Source organism: Pseudoalteromonas luteoviolacea H33-S, assembly GCF_001625695.1.
GTDB classification, from domain to species: Bacteria; Pseudomonadota; Gammaproteobacteria; order Enterobacterales; family Alteromonadaceae; genus Pseudoalteromonas; species Pseudoalteromonas luteoviolacea_B.
Genome location: NZ_AUXY01000058.1, coordinates 74,144 through 99,916 on the forward strand (window position 1 = coordinate 74,144; position 25,773 = coordinate 99,916).

Genomic DNA, 25,773 nt, shown 5'->3' on the forward strand with positions numbered 1-25,773 from the left:
AAATTTAATCACATTTTACTATTTCAACCTATCTTAAGCTCTCAGCGAGTTAAATTAAGCCTGTAGAGGTAATGTCACAAACGCAGTCTTAAAATCGGACAAAACCATCATTTTACGGATAAAAACCAATCAAAAACATAAAATTGTTGCAAAATATTGCATTATTTAATTTAATACCAGCCTTGAAGAAACAAGTTATTGCAGAATATTTAGTGCTAAAATAGGGACTACATGGTCTTTGAAATGAAAAACTCTTTAATAAACAGTTTATTATTAGAGTTTAGTCATTAATTACCGCTTTATTGCATCATAAAAAAGTGTAACCAGATACAATTTAGCTGCAAATTGCGGTTAGGGCAGTGACATACATTCACTATTTCACCATGTAAAACTAGGTTTGGTAAATCGTAATAGTGTATTTACGAATACTAGACTAAAGTTAGTAGTAAGTAGTTCAGGTAGTACTTGTTAGATCAGTCGGTCATGGTGTAGTTTGCAGCTACCCCAAAAGTAGCGCATTTAATGCCTACTTGAGATAGTTTAATGATGAGAAAAGTCTATTAGACATATTTTTCGAACTTATCTTCTCTAATTTAATAAATTTCAATGGATTGTAAATTTGATTTATGTAATTAGGTGGATAGTATCGAACCTAGATTTGTCAACTATGTTTGTTATTTCATGACATTTTGCATAAGAAGTCTTACTCATTACAGAATTCTCTCAATAGCTGCTAAAATTAGCCCCATGTTGTTTTAATTAATATAGTTTTTCAAGGACACGGGCTATGGATCAGAAGAGTGTACATAATTATTTACAGGCAAAGCCTGGGACCTTTATTACCAAGCCATTTGCACAAGAAGTAGATGTGTATAAAGTGCAACACAAAATGTTTGCAACACTTTATGAAGGTAAAGAAGGCCAAACAAACGAAAATGGTGAGCCAGTTTGGTGGCTAAACTTAAAGTGCGATCCAGATGAAGCATTGTTACTGCGTGACAAATATTCGTCGATTGTACCTGGGTACCATATGAACAAACGTCTTTGGAACACCATCGTGCTTGATGGCAGCATTCCCGAAGATGAGTTAAAAAAGTTGATTGATGACTCATACAACATTGTTGTAGACAACCTGCCTACAGCGCAACGTGAAGAGTTGAACCGTATCACCGCTGGTGGTAATTAATTGGCCTCCCTCGCACTCAGTGCGAGGGCCATTTAACTTATATCAACTCCCCCTTCAAATATGTATTTTTTGTGTCTAAACGCTTCTTTGTCACTTAGCTGTAAATTATTTATGTTTAATTATGTTCCTAAATTCAATAATATTTTGGGACTAAACGAAAATGAAGCAACTTGTACTTCCATTACTTATCTCAGCTTTACTAACAGGCTGTACTTTTGATGGCGAAGATGGCAGAAATGGAGTCGATGGCAAAGATGGAAGCAACGGCCAGATCGGAGAGACTGGTAGCACTGGCGACAAGGGAGATAAAGGGGACCCGGGTACAAACGGTGTGGATGGTGCAGCAGGATTAGACTCACTCCAACAAATTACTCCAAAGCTTATTGGCCGAGCAGTGCTCAACGCAGAAAGTCCAGAAGGCGCTGCAGAGATAGTTGCTTACCACGCTCAAGGTCAGCGTATCTTTGCCCTAAACAGCTCTTCTTCACCAGCTACAATTGAAATAATCAATATTGCAGACATGGATCCACAAACACTGACAAAAAATGCAGAAGGTGTGGTAACCAATACCAATTTACAGAGCAATACCAGTATCAACCTGAGTGAATTTGAAACTGGCGATGCAAACAGCCTAGCTATTCACGATAACTTACTCGCTGTCGCAATCGCCAAAGACACAGGCCAATCAGGTAAAATCGTATTTTTCGATATTGCTGACACGCCTAAGTTTATAAAAGCGGTGACTGTTGGCTATCTGCCAGACATGGTTACATTTAGCCCTGACGGGCAAAAGGTCGTAGTCGCAAATGAAGGAGAACCCAAAGGGGATTATAGTATCGACCCAGAAGGTAGCATCGCAGTCATCGACATAAATAACGATCAAGTATCCGATACCGCAAACATTCTAAATTTCAATCAGTTTGATAGTCAGTTAGCTGTGCTAAAAAACCAAGGTGTTGTATTTGCAAACCCGACGGGGCGTACAATCAAAGGCAATACCATTAATACGACTGTATCGATGGACCTAGAGCCTGAATATGTCACCATCAGCAAAGACAGTCGCTATGCCTATGTTTCGCTACAAGAAAATAATGCAATTGCCAAAGTCGACTTAATTGATAATAGCCTGTCCATACTTGGTCTTGGCTTTAAAGACTGGGGTAAATCGACGCTTGATGCATCAGATAAAGACAACGCAATTAACTTCGCAGCATACCCTGGGTTATACGGTATGTATCAACCAGATACGATTGCAGCCTACCAGTGGCAAGGCGCCAACTTCATTATTTCTGCTAATGAAGGCGATGGTCGGGAATACTTTTTTGATTCTCCTGACGAAGCAACTTGTTTAGCTGAAGGCGGGCTGGAATTCGACAATGATGACGGCTGTCTAGCTTACACTGATGAGATAAGAGCTGAAGATTTAACACTCAACAACAACTTCGACTACCTAAATAATGATGATCAAGATATCGGCAGACTAAAAGTAAGTACCGTACTGGGTGATTCAGACAACGACAATCAATATGAAGCGCTTTACACCTATGGTGCCCGCTCATTTTCAATCTGGGATCATCATGGTCATAGAGTATATGACTCAGGTGATGACATTGGGAAAATCACAGCATCCATCCATGGCGAAGCTTTCAATAATGATGAAGATGAAAACAAGGGTGATACACGTTCAGATGCAAAAGGCGCCGAACCAGAAGCGCTTGCAATCGGTCAAATCAATGACCGTACTTATGCATTTATTGGCTTAGAAAGAATGGGCGGCATCTTAGTCTACGACGTTAGCAATCCATTTAATGTCACCATGCATACTTATATGATCAACAGAGGGCTAGAAGCAGGTGCGCAAATAAGTGGAGACCTCGCCCCAGAAGGCATGGTATTCATTGATCAAGCACAAAGCCCAACAGGAGAAGCTTTGCTAATTGTAGGAAATGAGATTTCAGGTAGTGTGTCAATTTGGTCTTTATCCAGCCAGTAGACAACTTTGACATTTATGCATCGCTGTCTAGGCTAAAATTTGCATGCTCCTTTTTTATCGGGGGAATTAATGAACCGCATAGCAATTATCACCAGTGGCGGCGATGCGCCTGGCATGAACGCTGTAATACGCGCGATTGTATTTTCATGTCATGAACAACATATCGAATGTTTCGGCTTTTACCATGGCTATAATGGCCTTATAAATGATGAGTTCATACTTCTAACGCCCGAGCTTGTTTCCCCTATTATCCAGCGCGGGGGCACAATTTTAAAAAGTGCTCGCTGTAAAGAGATGCATCAGGATGCAGGGGTAAAACAAGTTGCCAATACGCTCACAAAACACAAGGTAGATGCACTTATCGTCATCGGCGGGGATGGTTCGTTTAGAGGCATGATGGCACTACAGAATTACTGGCCCGGTAACCTTATTGGTGTACCCGCAACCATAGATAATGATATCGCTTGTACAGATAAAACGATTGGCTTTGCCAGTGCCGTTAATACGGCAACACAGGCTATAGATAAGATTCGTGACACAGCCAATGCATTCGAACGCGTTTTTATTATCGAAGTCATGGGTCGTCGCAGTGGCCATATCGCATTTAATGTCGGCTTGGCAGCAGGTGCTGAAGCAATTCTTTCATTTGAAAACTGCAACCTCAAGAATTTAGAACAAGCTAAATCTCACCTGATAGCTCAAATACAATCGCAACTAGTAGAGCAACATACAGGCTTTGTGATTGTATTAGCTGAAAACCTCTGGCCCAATGGGCCCCATGGACTGCAACAAGCTTTAAAAGACACAGCTAACATTGAAAGCGCTGTATGTGTATTGGGCTATATACAACGCGGTGGAAGCCCCTGCCCTGAGGATCGTATCTTAGCCACAGAGTTAGGTATTGAAGCGGTGAGAGCAGCAAAAAATAGTACAGGGATCATGGTGGGGAAAGTCAGTGGTCAAATCTCGCGGCATTGTATTATCAGAGCTACTGAGCAAAACAAGCCAGTAGACCAAGCACTACACTCGGCCTACCACCATATATCTAAATTAAACAACTAAACAGACATGTGCTAGCCATAAATAGTGAATAAATCAGCATTTAACCAAAGGTGTACTGCAATGCTGGCAGCATAACCGAGTGCAATGACTGGGGTCCATTTTAAGTGACCAAAAAAGGTGTAGTTACCTCTAGCTTGCCCCATTAAGGCAACTCCAGCTGCGGATCCGATAGAGAGTAGGCTCCCGCCCACACCTGCGGTCAAAGTTATCAGTAACCATTGTCCATGAGACATTTCAGGTTGCATCGATAATACTGCAAACATAACAGGAATATTATCAATGACAGCAGAAATAACACCCAAGAAAACATTCGCCCCTGTTGCAGACCAGCCGCCATACAGCACATGAGACATGAGATTTAGATACCCTAAGAAACCAAGTCCCCCAACACACATAACAATGCCGTAAAAGAACAGTAAAGTATCCCACTCAGCCCTTGATACTTTACTGAAGACATCAAAAGGAACAACACTACCGAGCTTTTTCAATCGCTCTTTATCGCCTTCACGCTCTGCCATTGCCATTTTACGAGCCAGAGATCCGGGTAATGTCACTCTCAAGAAATATCCGAAAAACTGTAAATACCCCAACCCCATCATCATGCCAAGTACAGGAGGTAAATGCAGTAAGCTATGGCACATTACTGCGGTAGCGACAGTAAGTAAAAAGAGCGTAAGAATACGCAGCGCACCGCGTTTAAGCTCAACACTTTCGCAGCTTGCGGCAGGCTTCTTATCTGCAACAAAAAAGCTCATAATCGCCGCTGGAACTACATAATTGGCAATAGATGGCACAAGCAAGACAAAAAACTCGTTAAATTTAACCATGCCTGCCTGCCACACCATCAAGGTGGTAATATCACCAAAGGGACTAAATGCACCGCCAGCATTTGCAGCCACAACGATGTTTATACAACTCAAATTAATGAACTTTTTATCTCCCTCTGCAACTTTCATCACCACAGCACACATGAGCAAAGCAGTCGTTAAGTTATCTGCAATCGGGGAGATAAAAAATGATAGAAATCCAGTTAACCAAAATAGGGTTTTATAATTAAATTCTTTTCTCACCATCCAAGCACGCAGCGCATCAAACAATCTGCGCTCTTCAAGCGCATTGATATAGGTCATCGCAACCAGTAAGAACAGCATCAACTCAGCAAACTCGAGTAAGTTATGACGAAACGCATGCTCAGTCGCATCTGGCATGCCTTGCTCGATATAAAATGCACCAATTAAAATCCAGATTAAACCTGCAGCGACCAAGACAGGTTTGGATTTACGCATATGCAGCTTTTCTTCAAGCATCACCAGTGTATATGCAACGACAAAAATGGCGATACATACAAACCCTAGTGTATTAGCAGTTAAGTCAAGTTGGGTGGTAGAAGCGAACGCTGAAAAATTGATCCCCAGCAAACAGAACAATAGCAGGCAACTGATCCCTACAAGTTTCATTTCAAGGTGTTTCCTTGTTTAGTGAGTACATCTTCGCCAGAAAGTAACACACTTTTTACACTTGCGACATTGTACTCTAGTCTAATTTTACAGCTAGTTTACGAAACTACAGGTTAAAGCATGGCATTTTGTCTTGTATTACATGATAAACCACAAATGTGATTATATTGTTACCTTGAATTTATTGCATACCACAAAATAAGTATTGCGATGGGGTTAAAAATAAAGGAAGTAGTAAGGGTAGCACGTTGCATTTGAGCCCGATGAGCAACGTGCTGATGACTGAGTTAATCCTGATGACTAAGTTTATCCAGAGCAAGGATCAAGCAGAGTCCAAATACAGCGAGTGCAATACAAATGCCTAATTGCGCATCTTGGCCTGTCAACTGAGAGAACTCCATAGGCGAGATATTTTTTTGCGTCAATGGTTTCTCTACTCCACTTGAATTGACATAAGTAGAAACTACTTTTTTCCATGGCCACAACATATTTAGCGAGCCAATTAAAAACCCAGCCAACAATGCAAAAGTTACTTGTTCAAACCTTGCTAATAACCAAGATAAAAACCTTGAAAAAATCATCAGTCCACATACACATCCCAGCAAAAACAAACCAATGAGCATAAACTCTCGTTCATTGACCGCAGTTAATACATGGCCGTACATACCCAGTAACAACAAAATAAAGCTACCTGAGATACCTGGTAATATCATCGCGCAAATAGCGATGCTGCCCGCAGCAAAATAGAACCATGGCTGTGCTTGTGCTTCTGCAGGACTTAACGATGTTATCATTACCGCAATGATCACACCCAATGTGCAACTGACAATATGTTGTAACTGCCAACGTTTAACTTGCTTGGCAATGTAAACGAATGAGGCAATTATCAATCCAAAAAAGAACGACCAAACAAAAGTTTGGTGGTGCTCGAGTAAATAAGCAATGATTTTTGATAAAGCTAAAGCACTTGTAAATAATCCACCAAATACCGCAAGCAGAAAGTTACCATCAATATGCGACCATGCTTCCTTAATTTGGCCCTTTAAAATCATTTTTAATACTGTAACATCCACGCTTTTAATGGCTGCTAATAGGCGGGCATATATGCCTGTAATAAATGCCACAGTCCCGCCAGAAACACCGGGAACCAGGTCAGCAGCCCCCATGCCAGCTCCTTTAAAAAACAACCAAATGTAATCGCGCTTACTGTCTGCCATATTTAGACATCCTCTCATTTCCATTACTGCATATTTGTCTATTGTATCAAATTCACAAATTAAAATACTAAAGCTCAAGGGCTTTTAGTCGATAGATAAACTAATCAATACATTTTTATTCGCTGGCACCATGAGAAAACAGACCAAGTTAAGTTTGACACTTTATTTCAGCGTCATGTTTGCACTTAACAGTTTAAGTCAAGCAGCAGAGCATATTGCTCCCCAGCCAAAAACAGAGATCATCAAATCTGATTTAGGATACTGGCTAGCTAATGACTCGTTTATAACCATCAAAGATGACGAACGAGAGGTCCCTGTGCTGTTTTCTGAGTATATGAGTAGCAGTAAGCGCGGTATTATTGTAATGCTCCCTGGGATTGAACAATCACCACTGCATGGCAATGGATTAAGTTACCTAAGAGAAGCACTTAACGATGATGGTTATGATACATATGTTATCCCATCCCCAGATCTGAATATCAACGTAAATATGATACAAGACGGTATAGTCGATACAGAGCAAAACCAACCGAAATCGAGGCAGCAAAATGTTGTTTCTTCTGTCAGTGAATCAGCGCTCAATGATTATAAGATGGAGCTAGTAGCGCGCTTCGATGCACTTTATAAGACACTGGCGCTGAGAGAAAACGAACATATCGCCATTTTAGCTTTTGGTAACAGTGCAGGTCTGTTTGCAGAGCATCTCGCAACCTTGCCACAGATACGAGTAGATGCTTTGATCACTGTCAGTGCACAGCTTGCCAACCCTAACAGGAACAAGCACCTTGCAGCCAGTCTCTCTTTAGTGAGTCCAGCATTATTGGATGTATTTTATTCTTATGATAACCCTGCTGTGCTCCATACAGTGAAAGATAGGCGCCGTTGGGCAAAAAGAAACAGTAAATACGATTACCGTCAAAGGCAGTTATTTGGTCAAAATACACAAGAAAGCCAACATTACCGACTACAAAAAGAGTTGTCAGGTTTTTTGCGACAATTATAACAACACTACTTTTTTAGGACCTCATAAGCTGCTTGTATATTTTGCGATTTTACTTTTGCCACTTCCATCATATGCTCAGGTAAACCCTGCGAAACCAATTTATCTGGGTGGTGCTGGGCCATGAGTTTGCGATATGCACGTTTTATCTCCTTCTCGCTAGCTCCTTGTTCTAACCCGAGTACAGCTAATGCTTGAATTCGAGAAATTTCAGGCTCAGGTGCCACTGTGTTGTGGTGCGACTGTTGATATCCACTTTTGTGTGATTGATTAGACTGCCGATTATTCTGCTGAGACTGCCACTGAGCACGCTGTTGACGAAACTTAAATTCTGCCTGATAGCGTTTCAAGACAAAATTAAAATGCTTCCCGCCAATACCTAAGTACTTACTTACTAACTTCAAAAGCTCGAGCTCTTTGGCTGATAGATGACCATCAGAAAAAGCCATTTGGATTTGGATTTCCAAAAACAACTGCAGTAAATCGTATCGCCTAGCAAAAGCTTCTTTAAAATCGTGCACCGACTCTTTAATAGAAAATTCTGCCTGTTTGCCGGCATTAAAAGCACTTTGCGCTTCTCTTCTATCATCTCCGTGTAAGGCCATTTCATCCATAAAGGCAGATGCGGCTTGAATATGCACTTCACTTACTCTACCGTTTGATTTTGCAATATGCCCCATCACAGCAAAACAGCTGGAAAAAAACAGTGCTTGGCGCTCGTTAAGGTCATCTCCACTAAAAAAACCTTGAAACCCGCCGGCTTTATCGAAGTCTTGTTTTAAGCTTTTATCAAACAGATGACCCAGATAAAAACCTAAAATCGCACCTAACCATTTGCCAAACAAAAAGCCAAAACCTGCACCTATCAGCTTACCCCACATCACTAGACTCCATCACGATGTTAATTTCCTTAAGTCTTTCAGGTGTCCCAATATCATGCCACTGACCCAAAAACAGCTCACAAGATAACATATGCTCGTCTATCGCTGCTCGTAACATCGGGCCAAGCGGCCTTTTTGAAATCATCACATCTCTAAAAAAATCTTTGTGATACAAACCTATGCCAGAAAATGTATAGGTCTGTTCATTGAGTGGCTGATGCGTTAAACGAAAATCGCCATCAGGGTTATGTGCAGGGTTTTCTACCAGTACGATATGTGCCTCACCACACATAAGCTGCAATTGAGTCAAAGCATGCAGGTCATAATCGGTAAAGATATCACCGTTAATAACTACAAAAACATCTTCCTCTGTGCATAACTTGGGTAGTGCCATCGCAATACCCCCAGCTGTTTCAAGCCCGCCTTCAGGTTCATGGCTATACTCAATGTGCATACCCAACTGGCTACCATCACCGAAATGTTGTTCGATCTTTTCACCTTGCCACGCTAGATTAATAACAACGTGATCAATACCTGCACGCTTTAATCGCTCAAGGTGATACGCAATCAAAGGCTTGCCTGCCACTGTTAACAAGGGTTTTGGTATCTGTGCAGTTAAAGGCATCATACGTTGGCCTCGCCCAGCAGCTAGGATCATTGCTTTCATAAAGACTCTGCTAGTTTATCTTGTACCATCGGTATTATCTCGGATTGAAGCCAAGTTGCAAGCCATTGATATTCAGCATATGCACCAGCAGCTTCCACAATATAATCTAGGGTAGGTAAAATATTGGGTAAGTATCCGGGCTTGCCATCACGTAGATTTAACCGAGCAAAAATGCCCGCAGCTTTCAAGTGCCTTTGAAGACCAGTAAGGTTAAAGTAATCAACGTACTGCTCATATGCAATACCCTCTAGAAGCTCATGACTCGACAGTTGCTGATAACTGGCTTTTTTTAAGCTTTCAAACTCGTCTTCAGGTAACTTTACGTAACAGTCTTTAAGTAATGAAACTGCGTCATAACACACAGGACCTACCACCGCATCTTGATAATCTATTAAGCGACCTTCTCCTTGATGAAACATCACATTTCGACTGTGAAAGTCACGATGCATTACTACTTGTGGTTGAGCCAACATACACTGCGTTAGACTTTCGGTTAAATGCTGCCACCTGCCCGCTTTTTCATCGTCCAATGCGTAACCAAGCCATTTTTCTAATAACCAAGATTTAAAAATCTCCATCTCTTGTACTATAAATGCCGAGTCATATTCTTTCATCCATCGCGATACGGGTAACTTAGCTATTTTAGGCAGCCAAGATAACAGTGTCAGATAATGTGCTTCTCTGTGCTCTGATTCGATAAGATCAGCAAGATGGATCACCCCTAGATCTTCAAGTAAAACAAACCCTAGTTTATCATCAAAAGCCAACACTTTTGGCACAGTGAGGCCCCCTTCTGCGAATACTTCATTTAAATGCACAAATTCACAGACAGAGCCTTTTTCAGGTGGCACATCCATCAAAATAAAATCAGCCTTAGCTGTTTGAATACGGAAGTAATGCCTAAAGCTTGCATCACCTGTGATAGCGGTAATATCGATCTCATCAATTCCTCCAAATTGGGTTTCAATAAACTGTTGTCTGTGATGTTCTCTTTCTAATCTGTCCAATGGAGTAAAACTCGCCATATTTTCACCAATTACTGATCTTAATTACTGTATTTAACACGGTTTTCATTTATCATGTCTTGCTGAATCGTGGTGCAAGGTAGACAAGGTCGATAAATGAGCAAAAATTGGGGCATTTTGGTCCTACCCCTTATTAGTACACAGGTTTTCGCTAATTCGAACACTGTTGGCGGACTCTGTAAAGACTATCTGCAACCAAAAGACTGGCAACCTATGGAAGGTATACTGCCAGACACCATCGATATTCAAGCAAATAAAGTTGAACTGCAAGGCACTGACAGTGCAGAATTTTCTGGTGATGTTGAGGTCAATACTAATACGATGTCCGTCACAGCACAAAGCGCATTAGTCGATAAACGTAAAGGCCTTCTAAATGCCTCAGGGCCATTGCTATTTCAAGATGATTACACAATAGTCGATAGCACAGGTATGTATGCAGATCTCAACAGAAGCGAATTTAGCTTGCTCGGCGCACAATATCAATTGACCGAACAGCAGGGTAAAGGAAAAGCCGAGAAGTTGCGCGCGACTAGTACTCAAGTGGATTTATTTAACTCAAGCTTTACGACATGTCCAGGCCAGTCACCATTTTGGCAAATTGAAGCAAGTACAATCACACTAGATAAAGAAAAAGGTTGGGGCGAAACGTATAACACCGTATTAAAAATATTAAACACCCCTGTCGTCTATGTTCCTTATTTTACGTTTCCAATCGATGATAAAAGAAAATCGGGACTCTTAACGCCAACTTTATCAAGCTCAAACCGCTATGGCATCGAAATCGTCACCCCCTATTACTTTAATCTGGCAGAAAACTACGACGCGTTACTCACACCCAGGTATATGTCAAATAAAGGGCTGCAATTGCAAGCTGAGTTTAGGTATTTGACCGAACAACATACTGGTACGCTAGCAACAGAAATACTTACCAACGATAAATCAGAACCAAACCTAGATGAGCGGTACTTAGTACACTGGCAACAGAAAAGCTATTTCAATGACTTTTGGCGTGCCAATTTTGATGTAACCAATGTCAGCGATGACAACTACCTCACCGATCTTGGGTCTAGTTACGCTAATCAGACAGATACACAGTTAGCTAGAAAAGGCCAATTAAGTTACCTTGGCGAAGATTGGCTCGTCGACATGCAATTGCAAAATTTTGAAGTGCTGGGGAATCATGCTGAGTCTTATTCTGCATTTCCAGAAATTACGATTAAAAACCGTATCCCAGAAGAATACCTTGGTCTGGACTGGCAATTTACTGGGCAAATGAGTCACTTCAAAAACAGCGATGCGACAATTACTGATGCAACACGTGTTCACCTTGAGCCAAGTGTTACCTATAACATCAGTGACTATGCATGGTCATTTGATTCAAAGTTAGCATTATTACACACGCATTATGAGCAAAATGGTAATTTTAATGACAGCGAATTTAAAGACTCAACGTCCCGTACATTGCCACAGGTGAGACTGCATGGACAATTAAACTTAGAGCGCAATACGCACTTTCTTCTGAACGATGGGACGCAAACTTTAGAACCACAGATCCAGTATTTATACACACCAGACAAAGACCAAAGTAAAATCGGCTCCTACGATACGGTGAAAATGCAAGATGACTTTTTTGGTTTATTCAGAGAACGCCGCTTTTCTGGCGTTGATTACATCTCAGAAGCAAACCAAGTTACCTTAGGTGCAACCACTCGCTTGTTAGACGATAAAAATACTGAGCGCTTTAGCTTGAGTGTCGGCCAAATTATCTATTTAAGTGACTCAGTAAAACCAACTGAAAATACACTTAATAACCGCTTTGGCGATAACAATTACAATGCATTGTTCGCCGCAGAAACCAAAATTCACTGGCACCCAAGATGGTATTTCTCTGGTGGAATACAGTACGACGCAGACGAAAAAGACGTGATCCGCTCACATATGACAATTGATTATCGTGGTAATAATAAAAAGCTGGTACAGTTGAACCATCACTACGTTAACGATGTCTCAGGTAATGAGATTGATCAAGTCGGCATATTTACCAGCTTACCCATTGACGATAACTGGCAAGTTGTTGCGAGCTATCATCGTGACTTAACAAGTAAACGAAGCGTAGAAGTATTTGCTGGTCTACAGTACGAATCTTGCTGCTGGGCTATTCAAATTACAGGAAATAGAACGATTGAGACTGATTTGAATCAATCCACTAATTTTCATGACCCTATTTTCGACTCAAGCATAAACTTTAATTTTGTGCTAAAAGGGTTGGGAAGTAAGTCGAGATATGATGCGAGCCATTTACTTAAACAAGGTATATTTGGCTACCGTAGGCCCTATTTTTTAAATAATTAACAACAAAGACTCTTATGAATTTCAAAAAGCTGTTACTCATTCCGGTATTAAGTGTTGCGCTATGTCAGCCAGCATTTGCAGAACGTATACAAATTGACAAAGTCGTTGCCACAGTGAACGATGGTGTCGTACTTCAAAGTGAAGTTGATCAGATTGTAAATCGAGTTAAAGAGCAAGCAAGCCAACAAGGTACTGAATTACCGTCAGATAAAGTTTTGCATATTCAGGCAACTGACAAACTAATCGATGAAACCCTTGTATTGCAACTTGCTAATCGCATGGGCATGATCATTTCGGATGCTCATCTAGACCAAACCCTAGCAAACATCGCTAAAGAGCAAGGCGGAACTATCAGTGATCTGCGTCGCTCTGTTGAAGAGGCAGGTGATAGCTTTCAAGCTTATCGAGAAGAGATAAGAAAAGAGATCACAATAAGCCAAGTTAAGCGTAGTGCCGTAGATAGAAGAGTATATATAAGCCCGCAAGAGATAGATAACTTAAATAAAATTTTAGAACAACAAAGCGGCCAAAGTGAAGAATATAATATTGGTCATATCCTCATTAAGATTGATGGAAAAGCAAATCCAGAAGAAGTCGAAGATGCAAGAGAACGCGCAGAAAACGTGATTAAATTCTTAAATGAAGGAAAAGAATTTAAGCGTATCGCAATCGCTTCATCGGGTGGTGCAAATGCATTAGATGGTGGTCAACTTGGTTGGATGGGTATCAATGAAATGCCAACATTATTTGCTGAAGCAATTAAAGGGAAGAAAAAAGATGAACTAGTTGGCCCTCTTCGCTCTGGCGCCGGTTTTCATATTGTTAAGGTCCAAGATGTGCGTGGCCGAGAAGTTGTAGAGACGGTTGAAGTACGCTCTCGACATATTTTGTTGAAGCCATCAATCATTTTAAGTGAAGAGAAAGCTCGCGATATGCTTGCTGGGTTTGTTAAAGATTTAAGAGCAGGCAACGCTGATTTTGCAGAGCTGGCAAAAGAACACTCTGAAGATCCTGGCTCTGCGTTAAAAGGTGGTGAATATGACTGGACAGACCCATCAACTTACGTACCTGCTTTCAGAGACACTCTACTGGGCCTTGAGCAAAATGAGGTAAGTGAGCCATTTCGCAGTACATTTGGTTGGCATATTGTAGAACTTCTAGACAAACGCGTAGCTGATAAAACAGAGCAAGCGAAAATGAACCGAGCTCACCAGTTATTATTTAGAAGAAAATTCAAAGAAGAAAGCTTCAAATGGATGAGAGAAATGCGAGAGCAAGCTCACGTTGAAGTTCTTGATAGCAAATAAAGAAGATCATATATGAGCTTGAGAATAGCAATTACGCCTGGTGAGCCAGCTGGAATTGGCCCTGACTTGGTGATCAAATTAGCACAACAATGCTGGCCCGCCCAGCTTGTTGCTGTTGTTGATCGCACCATCTTAGAACAAAGAGCAAATGAGCTTGGGTTAGAAATTGAGTTAATTGCATTTGACCCTCAAGAACCCATTAAGCCTGCTGCAGAAAAGCAACTGTATTATCTTCAGGTAGATAAAGGCTGTGACGTCGTTCCTGGGCAGCTAAATGAACAGAACGGGCAGTATGTTTTAGATACATTGCGTATTGCCTCAGAAAAAAATATGGATGGTACCTTTGATGCAGTTGTGACAGGCCCTGTTCACAAAGGCATTATCAATCGAGCTGGCATCTCATTCAGTGGCCATACAGAATATTTCGCTCACCAATCAAATACACCCGATGTTGTCATGATGCTTGCAACAACAGGTCTAAGAGTCGCACTGGCAACCACGCATATTCCGCTCGCGTATGTTTCTAAAGCAATTACACAAGAGCGACTCACCAAAGTCGCTAATATCTTATACCATGACTTACAAACTAAGTTTGGTGTACAGGACCCGCGTATACTTGTTTGTGGATTAAACCCACACGCAGGCGAAGGCGGACATTTAGGTAATGAAGAAATCGATACCATCTCACCAGTGTTAGAAAAGCTTAACAATGAAGGCAAGAACTTCATTGGTCCACTCCCTGCAGATACGCTTTTCCAAGCTAAGTATCTTGATAATGCAGATGCGGTACTGGCGATGTATCACGATCAAGGATTACCTGTGTTAAAATATAAAGGATTTGGTAACTCAGTTAATATTACTTTGGGATTGCCTTTTATCAGAACTTCCGTTGATCATGGCACAGCCCTTGACTTGGCAGCATCAGGAGATGTTGAAGTTGGTAGTTTTGAACTGGCAATTCACGAAGCAATTAAGCTTGCAAGCAAGAAAATACAGAATTCATGACAGATAAAGTACATTTGGGCCACCGCGCCCGCAAAAGATTCGGCCAAAACTTTTTAAATGATGACAACATCATCGATAAGATAGTCACGGCGATAGATCCAACACCAAATGACAACCTGGTTGAAATTGGCCCAGGTCTTGGGGCAATCACTGAGCCAGTTGTTGAACTTAGCGGCAAGTTGACGGTTGTTGAGCTAGATAGAGATCTTGCAGAGCGTCTAATTGCTCACCCAACAATGGGCAGTAAGCTCAATGTTCATCAAGGCGATGCAATGAAGTTTGACTTCTCTAGCCTAGTTAGTGAAACAGCAAAGTTAAAGATATTTGGTAATTTGCCATACAACGTCTCAACGCCTCTATTATTTCACCTTTTTGAGTTTGCAGACCATGTCGAACACATGCACTTTATGCTCCAAAAAGAAGTTGTAAATAGAATGGTCGCAGGGCCAGGTTCCAAAGCCTACGGTAGATTAAGTGTGATGACACAATATTACTGTCATGCTATGCCAGTCATTGAAGTGCCACCCACCTGTTTCAAACCTGCGCCAAAGGTTGACTCTGCAGTCGTTAGGCTGATCCCTAAAGATGCAGGTCAACGCAGTGCAAAAAGCACAAAAATACTCAATACCGTTTGTCTTGAGGCATTTAACCAAAGACGTAAAACTCTGCGAAATAGTCTTTCAAATTTACTTACAGTAGAAGAGATAACACAGCTTGGGATTGACCCGTCACTGCGTGCGGAAAATATCTCCCTTTCTCAATTTATTGAAATCGCAAACTGGATCTATGACAACAAACAGTGAAATAGGCACACCAATAAAAGTCTCGGTTGAGACATTTTATGTGGAAGCACAATCTCAGCCAGAAAAAGACAAATACGTTTTTGCTTACACCATTACCATCAAGAACCATAGCCTATGCAGTGCAAAGCTTGAAAGCCGTTATTGGTTAATCACTGATGCAAATGGCAAAGAAACAGAGGTTGAGGGAGAAGGTGTTGTTGGTGAGCAACCAACGATTCGTCCTGGAGAAAGCTACCAATATACCAGTGGTGCCGTTTTAGACACTCCTGTAGGTACTATGGAAGGCTACTACTTGATGCGAAATGAATTTGGTTCTGAATTCAAAGCACCTATTAAAGTGTTTAGGCTTAATCGTCCAGATATATTGCACTGATAATGGCACACTACGTAATTGGTGATTTACAAGGGTGCTATACGCAATTTAAACAGCTTTTAGCACTTGTAGACTTTAACCCAAGTAAAGATCACTTGTACTTGGTTGGGGATTTGGTTGCACGTGGACCTGATTCCCTAGCCTGTATGCAATACGTATATTCATTACAAAGCTCAGTCACCGTGACCTTAGGTAATCATGACCTACACTTGATGTCGACCGTGCTCAATGCCAAAAAAGCCAATCCCAAAGACAAGCTAGACGCATTAATTTCGAGTACGTCACTGACAAAGTATTTAACTTTTTTGCAGTCACAACCTCTATGTACATATTTGCCAGAGTTCGATTGCTTCATTTCACATGCAGGCATACATCCTCATTGGGATATTGAGCAAGCAATCAAGTTGTCAAAATGGGGACAATCTTGTTATCGAAGCGCTAATTCTGCGCAGTTTTTAGCAGACATGTATGGTAAAAACTCAAATATTGATTTACCAGATGACGATCCACAAATTAAGTTTAATACCATAGTCAATGTGTTCACACGAATGCGTTTTCTAACACCAAATTGGCTGCTTGATTTTGATAATAAAGGCACACTCAAAGACAGTGAGCAATTACAGCCTTGGTTTACTCATCCACGCTTTAAAACAAGCCAAACTCGTTTCATTTTTGGCCACTGGGCAGCATTAGAGGGAAAAACCTCCCTAGATCAAGTTATTGCTTTAGACACAGGATGCGTCTGGGGTGGTCCAATGACTTTGCTTAATTTGTCTACAAACGAACAAATTACAAGCAATTAATTAAAACCTATCCGTTTTTACTGAATTTTATATTCACATCTGCTATAAAATACTTAACTAATGCGCAATAAATCCGATAAGTGGTTGTACTGCTTTAACTTGATGGTATGTTTGTATGAATTTAACCGTTAGCCAACGTATTTGGGGTGGCTTTATAATAATTACCCTACTTTTATTGTCCATCGGAGTGAACTCGCTGCTCAGGATCGCAAATATCGATAGTTCAACTCAGCTGGTCAACAATCTTTCTCTTCCCGCGCTAGATAGGAGCGCAGCTTTACAAATTGAATTTACTCAAATGAGTAAAATCGCCCAAGCTAGTTTTTACACACAATCCAGTGACGAATTGAGTGGTTTAAAATCTGCTTTTAATACACGTCAAAAAACCTTTGAGCAAAGTTATTCTGCTCTGAACCAGATTGTCCAAGACGAACCGACACTGTCCGGAAGCAGTCAGGATGTCGCTAAAAGTTTCGGTACGTTCTCTAAATCGGTTACTTCCCTATTTGCCGACAAATCACTAGAAATGAGTTTGAATAAACAACTTATAGCGCAATTAGAGGAAGCAGAAATTGCCGCTGACGATGCCGCTACGGTTGTGGTTGATATCTTAGACCTGGATGGCTTTGAGTCGATAAACTCACGCGCATATCAAGCCGCTAATAAATTAGAAAACTCGTTTAGTTCATTGGCTACCAGCAGCGCTGATATACTCACTATCAATGAGTCAAGCACCTTGGATATCGTCAAAAAAGAGCAAAGCTACGTATTTGAGGATATTGATCGTAATATTGAACTAATGCGCTCGACCGTTGCGCAACTGGATGAAGACTTGCTCAATGACCTTGACTCATACTATGGAGCGCTCAAAGAGCAACTTCAGGGTAGTGACAGTATTGCAAACAATCGCCAACGCTTAATCACCGCCCGTATCAATACACAAAATGAGCTTAATAGCGCAGAGCAGGCAACTAAAAAAGCTCTTGAACAACTCGGTGAGCTTGTTGCGCAATCTAAGCAATTAGCCTTTGAAATTCAAAGCGAAGTAACCGAAGATGTGTCATCTGCCAACATCGCTACTTGGACAGGTATGATTGCCGCTACTCTGCTAGCGATTGGTATTGCTTATTTCACTGTTAGCCGCATCACTAAACCACTTGCTGAAGTAAACCGCGTACTAGATATCGTTGCCAGAGGTGATATGACACACTCCCTTGATGCCTCTGCAAAAGATGAATTTGGAGAACTCGCACAAAGCTGTAATACGCTCATCGCCAGCTTAAAAGAGTTAATTACAGGTATCGTGTCACGCTCAACGCAATTAGCAGCTGCGTCAGAGCAAACCTCAGCAATTACTTCAGAGTCTAGTCACGCAATTAAGAGCCAACAATCTCAAGTTGAACAAGCCGCCACAGCAACAACAGAAATGAGCAGTACGGCACACGGTGTGAGTAACAGTGCTCATCAAGCACTTGATGAAATTAAAAACGCAGATCAAGAAGCTGAGCGCGTTAAAGGCATTTCACATGACAACAAGAGAACGATTGAGCAGCTGGCACATGAAGTGGAAGAGGTTTCTACCGTTATCAATAAGCTCCACCATGATAGTTCTGCCATTGGCGGGATCTTGGATGTTATTCGCGGTATTGCTGAGCAAACGAACTTACTCGCGCTCAATGCTGCGATTGAGGCTGCTCGTGCAGGTGAGCAAGGTCGTGGCTTTGCGGTAGTTGCAGACGAGGTACGTTCTTTGGCAAGTAAAACACAAGAATCAACACAAGAGATCCAATCAATGATTGAATCACTGCAAGCTGGGGCTGAAGAAGCGGTTACCGCCATGTCAAAAGGACAACAACAAGCAGAATCATGTGTGGCTCAGAGCGATATCGCCAACGAAGCACTAAACTCTATCACTGATGCGGTTTCAAGGGCACACGACGTAAGTGAAGAAATTGCAACTGCAGCAAACGAACAGCAACAGGTATCTCAAGAGATAAGCGAACGCCTTGAGTCAATCGTAACGATTGCTGAGCAAACAGCTGAAGGGGCAAATCAAACCTCTACTTCGAGCTCAGAAGTCGCAAAGCTTGCTGAAGAATTACGTCAATCTGTATCACAGTTTAGAGTGTAAATAGACTGACTTGATTATGCGATAAGTCCACTTTTGTCATTTGGGCTTATCGTTTAAAAATAAAAAGTAAAACTTATGCACAAAAAAACCGCCCTACTGAGCGGTTTTTAATTGCTTTAACGCTATTAGAACAAAGCGTTTGCTTTAGCAACTACGTTTTCAACAGTAAAGCCAAAATGCTTAAATAGTTCACCAGCTGGTGCAGATTCACCAAAGGTGCTCATGCCAACAATTGCGCCGTTCAGGCCAACATATTTGTACCAGAAATCTTCAATACCCGCTTCAATTGCAACTCGACGAGTAATCGATGCAGGTAATACTGACTCTTTATACTCTGCAGATTGCGCATCAAATACATCTGTTGAAGGCATTGAAACAACACGTACTTTTTTACCTTCTTGACGCAATTGCTCTGCTGCTTCTACAGCCAATTGAACTTCTGAGCCAGTTGCGATTAGGATAACCTCAGGGTTTGTATCACAACTTAACACATAGCCACCGCGCTTAATTGCAGCAACTTGTTCTTCAGTACGAGCTTGCTGTGCAAGGCCTTGACGCGTAAATACTAAAGAGGTAGGACCGTCTTTACGCTCAATCGCTTGCTGCCATGATACTGCTGACTCAACCTGATCACATGGACGCCAGCTAACTAAGTTAGGTGTCAAGCGCATATTAGCAAGTTGCTCTACAGGTTGGTGTGTCGGTCCATCTTCACCTAGACCAATTGAATCATGCGTATAAACAAAGATACTTGGTTGCTTCATTAATGCAGCCATACGCACGGCATTACGTGCATATTCCATGAACATTAGGAATGTAGCACCGTAAGGAATAAAGCCTTTATGTAGGGCAATGCCATTCATGATTGCAGACATACCAAACTCACGCACACCATAGAAAATATAGTTGCCTGATGCATCATCCGCAGTTAGGCCTTTAGAGCCTTCCCAAATTGTTAGGTTAGAACCTGCAAGGTCCGCTGAACCACCCATAAACTCTGGTAAAATTGGACCAAATGCATTTAGTGCGTTTTGCGATGCTTTACGTGTGGCAGGGTTAGCAGGGTTTGCCTGTAACTCAGCAATATAAGCTTCGGTTTGTTCAGTCCAATTAGCAGGTAATTCACCTTTAGTACGACGCTCAAACTCAGCAGCAAGCTCTGGATAATGCATCTGGTACTCTGTAAATTTAACCAACCATTCGCTTTGAATTTGTTGGCCGTGTGCCGCACCATTCCATTTAGCGTAAACATCTTCAGGGATATCGAAAGCATCATGCTTCCAACCTAAAAACTCACGCGCTGCTTTAATTTCATCATCACCTAATGGCGCACCGTGACAGTCATGGCTACCTGATTTGTTAGGTGAACCGTAACCAATAACAGTTTTACAACAAATCAATGTTGGCTTGCCTGTTTCAGCTCGCGCAGCTTCAATTGCTTCTTTAATTGCTTCACTATCATGACCATCTACAGCTGGAATGACATGCCACCCATAAGATTCAAAGCGCTTAGGTGTATCATCACTGAACCACCCTTCTACTTCACCGTCAATTGAAATGCCATTGTCATCCCAAAATGCGATTAACTTGCCTAGCCCTAGAGTGCCCGCTAGTGAACACGCTTCGTGAGAGATACCTTCCATCAGGCAGCCATCACCTAAGAATGCATAAGTAAAGTGGTTTACAATATCGTATTCGTCACGGTTAAACTGTGCCGCCAGTGCCTTTTCGGCAATCGCCATACCAACAGCATTTGTAATGCCTTGCCCTAGAGGGCCCGTGGTAGTTTCAATGCCTGGTGCATACCCATACTCAGGGTGGCCAGGAGTTTTAGAGTGCATCTGACGGAAATTTTTCAAATCATCAATCGATAACTCATAACCGCTCAAGTGTAATAAAGAATAAATTAACATCGAGCCGTGGCCATTTGATAATACAAATCTATCTCTATCTACCCACTCTGGATTATTCGGATTGTGCTTTAAATAATCGCGCCAAAGTACCTCTGCGATATCTGCCATGCCCATGGGTGCCCCTGGGTGACCTGATTTAGCCTTTTGTACAGCGTCCATGGATAGAACGCGAATTGCGTTTGCAAGTTCTTTGCGAGATGGCATGGATTCTCCTACCTTTAAGTGTTTGCACGGTGGTTTTTAAAGGCCCATTCTTACCTAATAAAATTACCACTGCAATTAAAATCATAAGAAAAACGATAAATTCACATTGTTTTTAATGACTAAATTGCAAGTAGATAAAAATAGACGTCTAGGCGTAAAAAAACTATGCATACAACCCTGTTTTAGTTAGAATAACGCCCTAGATTTTTCCAGCGCTGTTTTACGCATGTTCGCGAAGCGCACTTTTTGTGAGTATAAAATAATGGCGAAACACTTATTTACTTCAGAGTCAGTTTCTGAAGGCCATCCGGATAAAATTGCGGATCAAATTTCAGATGCAGTACTAGATGCAATTCTTGAGCAAGACCCGAAAGCACGAGTAGCGTGTGAAACCTATGTAAAAACAGGTATGGTCATGGTTGGTGGTGAAGTAACCACAAGCGCTTGGGTAGATATCGAAGAGCTTACTCGTAAAACAGTTCGTGAAATTGGTTACACGCATTCAGACATGGGTTTTGACGCCGATTCATGTGCTATTTTGAATACTATTGGTAAGCAGTCACCTGACATTAACCAAGGTGTAGACCGTTCTCGCCCAGAAGAGCAAGGTGCTGGCGACCAGGGTCTAATGTTCGGTTATGCATGTAATGAAACGGACGTTTTAATGCCTGCGCCAATCACTTATTCACATCGCTTAGTTCAGCGCCAGGCAGAAGTGCGTAAAGACGGCACTTTACCTTGGTTACGTCCAGACGCTAAGTCACAAGTAACATTTGCCTATGAAAATGGCAAACCTGTCGGTATTGATGCAGTAGTGCTGTCTACTCAACACTGTGATTCAGTGTCTCAAGATGATCTAGTAGAAGCGGTAATGGAAACCATCATCAAACCTACTCTACCAAAAGAGTTGATCACTGACGCAACTAAATTCTTTATCAACCCAACTGGTCGTTTCGTCATCGGTGGCCCAATGGGCGACTGTGGTTTAACTGGTCGTAAGATCATCGTTGATACATACGGTGGTATGGCTAGACACGGCGGTGGGGCTTTCTCAGGTAAAGATCCATCTAAGGTTGATCGCTCAGCAGCTTATGCAGGTCGTTATGTTGCTAAAAACATCGTTGCTGCAGGTCTTGCTGACAAATGTGAAATCCAAGTTTCATACGCTATCGGTGTTGCAGAACCAACGTCTATCAGCATTGATACATTTGGCACTGGCAAAGTAGATGAAGCTCGTTTAATCGAACTAGTTCGTGAACACTTCGACCTTCGTCCATATGGCCTTATCACTATGCTTGACCTAGAACGTCCAATTTACCAGCCAACGGCTGCATATGGTCACTTCGGCCGTGAAGAATTCCCTTGGGAAAAAACAGATAAAGCAGAAGCACTTAAAGCAGCTGCTGGTCTTTAATAAGTCATTACTTATTATTATAAAGGCGCCTTTGGCGCCTTTTCTATCCTATCAGATATTCTTCTACATCTTCTTTTATATCTGTGTAGTCATCATCGCTCAAATCTAAAGCAAGCATCACATCATCTTTAAATGCATGCCAATCAGCACAACTCCTAAAGTGCTTTATTTCAAAACAAAAGTTTTCTGCAAGCTTCAAGGTCGCCATGATTTGTTTTTCGACGCTAGAATCACTCTCTTGAAAAAATGACGAGTCATGATGTCGCAAGATAATTTGACATACTCTTTTTGGCAAATGCCAAGAGCTTGCTAAATAATATCCTACAACCGTGTGGTTTGTTGGGTACTGCTGACCTTCATACTCTATCAACGAGTGTTCTGGACGTTGTGCGGCTCGCATAAGCACATCATTATAATCTTTAAAGCGCATCGCCATTGCTGGGATCCCGGCATCATGGAACAGGCCGAGCAACTGCAAATCTTCAATTGGAATTGCCGAGTTTACTTTTTTTCCGATAAGCATAGCAACTTGGGAAATATCAGATGCACTATCCCAAAAACGCTGCAATGAAATGCAACAGTCGTCTTGCGCAAATGCACTTTTTAGCAAATGCCCAGTCACCACTTGAGTAATACAATTCATCCCCAGAAACATCACAGCCTGCTTAATGTCTGTCACAGTTCTAGACATGCCATATGCAGGAGAGTTGATAACTTTTAATACAGCAGCAGACGTAGCGACATCTTCTGTAATAATGCCAGCTACTCGATTTAATTCAGGTTCATCTCTATTTAATTCATCTTGGAGACTTTGTAAGATCTCTGGCTTAGCAGGTAAACTAAAGCCTGATCTCAAATCTGCTAAAACTTTGTCATCAATATCTATCATAGGTCACCTATGTGGTGGCTTTGATTTTAGTGTAGTAGATGAATTTTGACCTGTCGCGACTATTTAGTAATCTCTAATAGTCATCAATTTGGATCTGATTAAGTGACATAGCTCGAGTGATTGATTGTTGAACTTGGTAACAAAATAGTAGCTGAAGAAAGAAAAGTGCTTTGTGCTACATTTTTTTTAATGACTCGTATTTTTGGATTAAAGAATCACATTCAGGACGCTTTTAACACCCTGAATGTAGCAGTTTTTACCCAAACCTTACCAATAAGGCTCACAACTAATTGACGCGTCTCGGCTCTGATCCATTGCACTAATTAAAAAATCCGATTTTTGCTGCAACCAAACCAAAATATCAGACAATGGTTGCGCTTCTTGCCCTTCACAAAGCTGCTGTAAGTAATGCAACGTCTCCAGCTCATAAATACCTGCGAGAATATCCATCCAAGGTGCTCTAAAACTTAACCTGAGCTCTTCATCAAATAGCGAACCTAAACAACTACCGCTGAGTAACATCTCTTCAATACTTGAGCGTGTTTGCACATATTGCTCAAGCGACATTGAGCTTTTGTTAAGAAACATAGATTTGAGCTTTTTCCACTCTAAGTCAAACGTTTTTTTAGCCATCGAACGCACATTGCTCTGCGCTGATTTTATTGCATTTTGATCCCACTGCTGTCGCCAACTTTTTTCAATTAACCAGCGAGTTAAGGACAATAACAGCTTATTATATCGTGGGCAGTGGAAGAGATCTTCTAAGTCCGTTTTGGTAGGCTGTACGCTTTTCAGGTCATCAATCACCTGAGACAGCTCCGGCGCACCGTGAATGCGCTTATAGTAGGCATGACGTTTAGATGTGTAAGTCTTTAAATAAATGGCGCTCTCTACCCAATCAAGCTCTCCTAACAACCACTTTAGTTCTTTACGTAAGCTGTCCGTGGTTTCTCGTGCGACAAACTCTTCGAATAACCAAAAAGCATGCTTAATTAAACGCACACCATCAATGATGCGTTTAAGCGTTTTTAAACTTGGCTCATTAACATAACATTGCTCATGTTTTTGAACCAGTGCAATTGCATAGTTAATTGTTTTTATAAACGCCTGCTCTTGATTCATATCACTAGATAATGGTACAAATCCAATTTCTTTATTAGCTTTCAATGGTTTGTCGTCAGCTAAACGATACCCTCTGGCGGCTTTAGAGTAGTAACCTAGTCTTACCCCAATTTGTGCAACGAGTTGCTCTGCCAATAAAAATAAATCAACACGATCTCCTTCAACAAGCTCTATCTCCAGCTCAGAAATCGCCTCAGACTTTCCACTGGCAGATACTTCACCTTTATCTAAGACCACTTCAATTAAACTGCCTGATTCAGTCTCTATCAGCCAAGTTCTTCTAATAAAGTTCGTGCTAAATATTGGAAATAAGTTTTCAGCGATTGACTCAAGTTGCATGCCCATGGGCCAAATATTCGAATCGAAAGCAAAGATATCTGGTTTTCTTGTTTTTAATGGTAAGTTATATTCTGGGCGTTGATGAAGACCCCCTAACACTTCACCAGAGAGCTTGATTGTCTGCTCGCAGTCGTCGTTTTGGCAACGTGTGCGAAGCCCAATATCTAAAGCCCTTAACTCTCTACTCGGCGTATCATAATATGCATTTTCTAAATTTTTAGCCGGTTTGTTATTCACCCGCTTCGCAAATTGTGTGATCAATGCTGGGATAAGCGGAACTTCATTATCTGAAACCAAAAACTTCAGTTCTATTTCAGTGTCCATCAGGGGGTAGGTTACCTATATAATATGAGAAAGATCAAAATATACAATGACACCTATTTTTGCAATCTTTTTACCATAAACAATGGAGAAATGAAGATAAATCACCGTATCTTGTCAAGTACCTTAAATAATACCACTCCATTTACTTACAACCCTAGTGAAGGCATTATTTCGCAAGATCTAAATGAGCCATGTTCAGATCGAATTCATTTTACTGCTTGATTTGAAATAAAAAATGACGATTAAGCTTTAAGCCCTTGCCAAGCGCTTTTTAAAGCCATACTATTTTCATAAATTCATATAAAC

At 41.3% G+C, this 25,773-nt stretch carries 20 protein-coding genes; 12 read left to right on the forward strand and 8 right to left on the reverse strand.

Annotated elements, in window-relative coordinates:
• Window positions 1–787 precede the first annotated feature (787 nt).
• The 3 genes from N477_RS06990 to N477_RS07000 all read left to right on the forward strand — a co-directional run bounded on the left by N477_RS06990 (window position 788) and on the right by N477_RS07000 (window position 4,241).
• Window positions 788–1,186, forward strand: a complete 399-nt coding sequence (locus tag N477_RS06990) for an MmcQ/YjbR family DNA-binding protein (RefSeq protein WP_063361791.1) — start codon at window positions 788–790, stop codon at window positions 1,184–1,186.
• 160 nt (window positions 1,187–1,346) lie between these two features.
• Window positions 1,347–3,179 (forward strand): choice-of-anchor I family protein, encoded by a 1,833-nt coding sequence (locus N477_RS06995; protein WP_063361792.1) that lies wholly within the window; start codon window positions 1,347–1,349, stop codon window positions 3,177–3,179.
• A 69-nt stretch (window positions 3,180–3,248) separates the two neighbouring features.
• Complete coding sequence (locus N477_RS07000) at window positions 3,249–4,241, forward strand: 6-phosphofructokinase (protein ID WP_063361793.1); 993 nt, start codon at window positions 3,249–3,251, stop codon at window positions 4,239–4,241.
• Window positions 4,242–4,252: 11 nt separating this feature from the next.
• Here the strand turns inward: N477_RS07000 and nhaD are convergent, their stop codons facing one another.
• Together nhaD and N477_RS07010 are read right to left on the reverse strand one after the other, a co-directional pair.
• Entirely contained in the window at window positions 4,253–5,698 is a 1,446-nt protein-coding gene (nhaD, locus tag N477_RS07005; RefSeq protein WP_063361794.1) for a sodium:proton antiporter NhaD, read from the reverse strand.
• 287 nt (window positions 5,699–5,985) lie between these two features.
• Entirely contained in the window at window positions 5,986–6,915 is a 930-nt protein-coding gene (locus tag N477_RS07010; RefSeq protein WP_063361795.1) for a DUF368 domain-containing protein, read from the reverse strand.
• A gap of 130 nt (window positions 6,916–7,045) precedes the next feature.
• Here N477_RS07010 and N477_RS07015 point away from each other — a divergent pair, with 130 nt between their 5' ends.
• The gene (locus N477_RS07015) at window positions 7,046–7,918 is read left to right on the forward strand and encodes a DUF3530 family protein (protein WP_063361796.1); all 873 of its coding nucleotides are present in this window, start codon (window positions 7,046–7,048) and stop codon (window positions 7,916–7,918) included.
• Between the two features lie 5 nt (window positions 7,919–7,923).
• On the opposite strand, the gene djlA is transcribed toward N477_RS07015, so the two are convergent.
• From djlA to N477_RS07030, 3 genes are read right to left on the reverse strand one after another with little or no spacing between them, the layout of a single operon-like run.
• Entirely contained in the window at window positions 7,924–8,796 is an 873-nt protein-coding gene (gene djlA / locus N477_RS07020) for a co-chaperone DjlA (protein ID WP_063361797.1), read from the reverse strand.
• Complete coding sequence (gene murU, locus N477_RS07025) at window positions 8,786–9,463, reverse strand: N-acetylmuramate alpha-1-phosphate uridylyltransferase MurU (RefSeq protein ID WP_063361798.1); 678 nt, start codon at window positions 9,461–9,463, stop codon at window positions 8,786–8,788. Before murU ends, djlA begins: the two co-directional genes overlap by 11 nt.
• On the reverse strand, window positions 9,460–10,488 hold the full coding sequence (locus N477_RS07030) for an aminoglycoside phosphotransferase family protein (protein WP_063361799.1): 1,029 nt from the start codon (window positions 10,486–10,488) through the stop codon (window positions 9,460–9,462). Before N477_RS07030 ends, murU begins: the two co-directional genes overlap by 4 nt.
• 96 nt (window positions 10,489–10,584) lie before the next feature.
• Between N477_RS07030 and lptD the strand changes: the two genes are divergently transcribed.
• The 7 genes from lptD to N477_RS07065 all read left to right on the forward strand — a co-directional run bounded on the left by lptD (window position 10,585) and on the right by N477_RS07065 (window position 19,262).
• Window positions 10,585–12,840 carry an LPS assembly protein LptD gene (gene lptD, locus N477_RS07035; protein WP_063361800.1) on the forward strand — a complete coding sequence of 752 codons (2,256 nt, stop codon included), beginning with the start codon at window positions 10,585–10,587 and terminating at the stop codon, window positions 12,838–12,840.
• A gap of 14 nt (window positions 12,841–12,854) precedes the next feature.
• Window positions 12,855–14,147 (forward strand): peptidylprolyl isomerase SurA, encoded by a 1,293-nt coding sequence (surA, locus tag N477_RS07040; protein WP_063361801.1) that lies wholly within the window; start codon window positions 12,855–12,857, stop codon window positions 14,145–14,147.
• A gap of 12 nt (window positions 14,148–14,159) precedes the next feature.
• A complete protein-coding gene (gene pdxA, locus N477_RS07045; RefSeq protein ID WP_063361802.1) occupies window positions 14,160–15,152 on the forward strand; it encodes a 4-hydroxythreonine-4-phosphate dehydrogenase PdxA in 993 nt (330 codons plus the stop codon).
• Window positions 15,149–15,955 (forward strand): 16S rRNA (adenine(1518)-N(6)/adenine(1519)-N(6))-dimethyltransferase RsmA, encoded by an 807-nt coding sequence (gene rsmA / locus N477_RS07050; RefSeq protein WP_063361803.1) that lies wholly within the window; start codon window positions 15,149–15,151, stop codon window positions 15,953–15,955. The genes pdxA and rsmA overlap by 4 nt, the downstream gene beginning before the upstream one ends.
• Window positions 15,939–16,328 (forward strand): Co2+/Mg2+ efflux protein ApaG, encoded by a 390-nt coding sequence (gene apaG, locus N477_RS07055; protein WP_063361804.1) that lies wholly within the window; start codon window positions 15,939–15,941, stop codon window positions 16,326–16,328. Before rsmA ends, apaG begins: the two co-directional genes overlap by 17 nt.
• 2 nt (window positions 16,329–16,330) lie before the next feature.
• On the forward strand, window positions 16,331–17,131 hold the full coding sequence (locus N477_RS07060; RefSeq protein ID WP_063361805.1) for a symmetrical bis(5'-nucleosyl)-tetraphosphatase: 801 nt from the start codon (window positions 16,331–16,333) through the stop codon (window positions 17,129–17,131).
• 115 nt (window positions 17,132–17,246) lie between these two features.
• A complete protein-coding gene (locus tag N477_RS07065) occupies window positions 17,247–19,262 on the forward strand; it encodes a methyl-accepting chemotaxis protein (protein WP_063361806.1) in 2,016 nt (671 codons plus the stop codon).
• Window positions 19,263–19,387: 125 nt separating this feature from the next.
• Here the strand turns inward: N477_RS07065 and tkt are convergent, their stop codons facing one another.
• The gene (tkt, locus tag N477_RS07070) at window positions 19,388–21,379 is read right to left on the reverse strand and encodes a transketolase (RefSeq protein WP_063361807.1); all 1,992 of its coding nucleotides are present in this window, start codon (window positions 21,377–21,379) and stop codon (window positions 19,388–19,390) included.
• Window positions 21,380–21,641: 262 nt separating this feature from the next.
• On the opposite strand from tkt, the gene metK reads away from it, so the two are divergent.
• Entirely contained in the window at window positions 21,642–22,793 is a 1,152-nt protein-coding gene (metK, locus tag N477_RS07075; protein ID WP_063361903.1) for a methionine adenosyltransferase, read from the forward strand.
• A 43-nt stretch (window positions 22,794–22,836) separates the two neighbouring features.
• Here metK and N477_RS07080 read toward each other — a convergent pair whose 3' ends face one another.
• On the reverse strand, window positions 22,837–23,682 hold the full coding sequence (locus N477_RS07080) for an HDOD domain-containing protein (protein ID WP_063361808.1): 846 nt from the start codon (window positions 23,680–23,682) through the stop codon (window positions 22,837–22,839).
• Window positions 23,683–23,949: 267 nt separating this feature from the next.
• Window positions 23,950–25,467, reverse strand: coding sequence for a CYTH and CHAD domain-containing protein (locus N477_RS07085; protein ID WP_063361809.1), 1,518 nt, complete (start codon window positions 25,465–25,467; stop codon window positions 23,950–23,952).
• Window positions 25,468–25,773: the final 306 nt, after the last annotated feature.